This is a genomic window from Brevundimonas sp., assembly GCF_023259385.1.
GTDB lineage: Bacteria > Pseudomonadota > Alphaproteobacteria > Caulobacterales > Caulobacteraceae > Brevundimonas.
This window is the reverse complement of the sequence record NZ_JAHFPF010000346.1, coordinates 1-2,606: the sequence shown is the minus strand read 5'-3', so window position 1 is coordinate 2,606 and position 2,606 is coordinate 1. Positions and strand designations below refer to the sequence as shown.

Below are 2,606 nucleotides of genomic sequence, written 5' to 3'. Positions count from 1 at the left end.
GCCGCCTGTTTGGCGCAGCGATAACGTGCGGCCTCATGGCGGCCGGACCGGCTCTGGCCGGCGGGTCGGGAATGCCCTGGGAAGGGCCGCTCCAGCAGATCGTCGAATCGATCACCGGGCCGGTCGTCCAGGCCGCGGCCGTGGTCGCCGTCGTTGTCTTCGGGGCCGGGATCGCCATGAGCGAGAACGGCTCCTCGATGCGACGGGGCCTCGGCATCATGTTCGGCCTCTGCATCGCCTTCGCGGCCTCAACCTTCTTCCTCGACTTCTTCGGCTTCGCCGGCGGGGCGGAGATCGCGTGATGGCGGGCATCGTCCAGAGCGGCGGCGATCCCGCCCGTCCGGAAGGCTGGGAGCTGCCGGTCGCGCAAGCCCTCGCCGAGCCTGTTTTGATGGCGGGTATGCCCCGGGACTACGCCATCGCCATGGGCACCATCGCCCTGGTCCTGGGCCTGGCGCTCCGCATCTGGTGGCTCGGCCTTCTCTGGTGGGCCCTGGCCCACGCGATCGGCCTGTGGGCCGCCCGTTCCGACCGGTGCTTCTTCGATGTCCTGCGCCGGCATCTGAAGACCCCCGGCCATCTGGACGGGTGAGGCAAACATGCCCTGCTTCGCGAAGCCATCACCAAGGAGCCCGTGCGCGAGCCGGCGCCCCTTGCCGAGGTGCGCGTCCCGGATCCCGTCGTGATTCCGGACGGGCCGCTCGACGACCGCTACCGGATCGAACCCCAGGGCCGCCGGGCCTGGTGGACCCCCACCGCCGTCTTCAATGACGGGGTGCGCACCTTCATCACCCTGCATCCTGACGTTCAGGTCGATGAGGCCCCGGTTCTGTTCGTGCTGGCCGCGGATGGCGAGCCCCAGATGGTCAACTACCGCCAGGTCGGGAGTCTCTTCGTCGTTGATCGCGTGTTCGACCGCGCCGAGCTGCGGCTCGGCGACCGTCATCCCCAGATCGTCCGCATCCGCCGAATCTCAGGAGGCCGTTCATGACCGAATTCGACACACAGGATCCCGCCTCCGCGCCGCCGGCCAAGGAGCCGGCACCCGGCCTCAACGCTCGGGCGGCCCGACCCCACGCGGTTCGACTGCGCAAGTCGGTCGTCCAGATGACCGTGATCGGGGGCGCCGTTCTGGTGTCCGGCTCCCTGGCCTGGGCCTTCGTCATCCAGCCCGAGATGCGCGACGCCGCCCGGATCCGAACGGCGGAGGACCGCGAGGATAACGCGCGCGGCTCGGTGCGACCCACCGAGGTCGTCACCGGCCAACCCGCCACCTATGACCGACTGCCGGAGCCGCGCGGCGCGGAAATCGAACCGGAATACACTGCGGCCGAGGCGACGGCGCGGCCGGTCCGCACAGAGGCCGCCTATGCGGCTTCCTACCGGACGCAGCCGCCGGCCCGCCCTGCGGGTCCGAGTGCGCGGCAACTGGCGGCCCAGTCAGGGCTTTTCTTCGCGCAGGGGCCGGGTGCGGAATCAGGAATAGCACGGACCGCACCGCCTCAGGCGCGAACGGCCAGGATGGATCCGGACCTGGGGGCCATGTACGGCGGCCATAGCCTGGTCGCGCCCTTGTCACCGTTCGAACTCAAGGCCGGGGCTATCGTGCCGGCGGCCTTGTTGACGGCCGTCGACACGTCGCGGGCCGGACCGGTCGTCGCGACCGTGACCCAGAATGTCTACGACTCGATCAGCGGGCGACATCTGCTGCTGCCACAGGGAACCCGCCTGATCGGGACATCGCAGGGGGAGAGCGCCTATGGCGACCGCCGCGCCTTCCTGACCTGGGACCGGCTGATCCTGCCCAACGGCAAGAGCCTGCTCCTGACTTCGGAAGCGGGCGTCGACGCCCAGGGCGCGGTGGGTGTCCGCGGCCAGGTCGATCGGCGGCTGTTTCCCCTGTTGGTGGGGACCCTGTTCGCCGGCGCCATTACAACCCTCGGCCAGGTCGCGCGGGACGGCGAGCGCGGTTCGGGCGGACTGCTCGGCGACGCCGGCGATGCGGCCGCGATCGAAGGGTCGCAGGTCGGCGGACGGCTGGTCGATCGTGAGCTCGGCGTCAGGCCGTCGATCCGTCTGCGGGCGGGAGCGGCCGTGCGGGTGATGATCACCCGCGACCTGATCCTGGAGCCCTACAAATCATGACCTGGACACCCTTCGACACCGGAAACCGCTGGGCCGTCCTCGGCGTCACGGTCTTCACGATCAGCTGCGTCGGCCTGCTGCTGGATCATGTTCCGGCCCTGGCTCTGGTCAATGAAAGTCCGAGCCTGCCAAAGGGCGTCTATGTTCGCCAGCCTGGCGAAACGCCCGATCGCGACGCGATCGTCGCCGTGCCTCAGCCGAAGGCGGTTCAGCCTTATCTGTCCAGGCTCGGGATGCCGGCGGAGATCCTGCTGATCAAGAGGGTCGCGGCCGTCGGGGGCGAGACCGTCTGTCGTCATGGGGATGAGATTACGACGCCCGGCCGCGTCGTGCGCGCCATGACCCGAGACCGCCGGGGAATGGCCTTGCCCACCTGGACGGGCTGCCGGCGACTGGCGTCCAACGAGCTCTTCCTTCTGGGTGACACGGCCTCGAGTCTCGACAGCCGTTATTTCGGGCCC

5 protein-coding genes are annotated in these 2,606 nt (G+C 69.5%); all 5 read left to right on the top strand.

All coding sequences use genetic code 11. From position 1 onward, the window contains the following. Positions 1-302, top strand: a 302-nt coding sequence (locus Q0C81_RS18025; RefSeq protein ID WP_291841178.1) for a TrbC/VirB2 family protein, incomplete at its 5' end; no start/stop codon positions are given. Next, complete coding sequence (locus tag Q0C81_RS18020) at positions 302-592, top strand: VirB3 family type IV secretion system protein (RefSeq protein WP_291841176.1); 291 nt, start codon at positions 302-304, stop codon at positions 590-592. The genes Q0C81_RS18025 and Q0C81_RS18020, both read left to right, overlap by 1 nt. A 42-nt stretch (positions 593-634) precedes the next feature. Further along, positions 635-991 carry a TrbG/VirB9 family P-type conjugative transfer protein gene (locus tag Q0C81_RS18015; protein ID WP_291841174.1) on the top strand — a complete coding sequence of 119 codons (357 nt, stop codon included), beginning with the start codon at positions 635-637 and terminating at the stop codon, positions 989-991. Beyond that, positions 988-2,145, top strand: a complete 1,158-nt coding sequence (locus Q0C81_RS18010; RefSeq protein WP_291841172.1) for a TrbI/VirB10 family protein — start codon at positions 988-990, stop codon at positions 2,143-2,145. Before Q0C81_RS18015 ends, Q0C81_RS18010 begins: the two co-directional genes overlap by 4 nt. Then, the coding region (locus Q0C81_RS18005; RefSeq protein ID WP_291841170.1) for a S26 family signal peptidase at positions 2,142-2,606 on the top strand (465 nt) is incomplete at its 3' end. The genes Q0C81_RS18010 and Q0C81_RS18005, both read left to right, overlap by 4 nt.

Bases quoted from the DNA above. Each gene is read 5' to 3' on its own strand.
- Q0C81_RS18020 (WP_291841176.1), top strand. From the start codon at position 302: ATGGCGGGCATCGTCCAGAGCGGCGGCGATCCCGCCCGTCCGGAAGGC.
- Q0C81_RS18010 (WP_291841172.1), top strand. From the start codon at position 988: ATGACCGAATTCGACACACAGGATCCCGCCTCCGCGCCGCCGGCCAAG.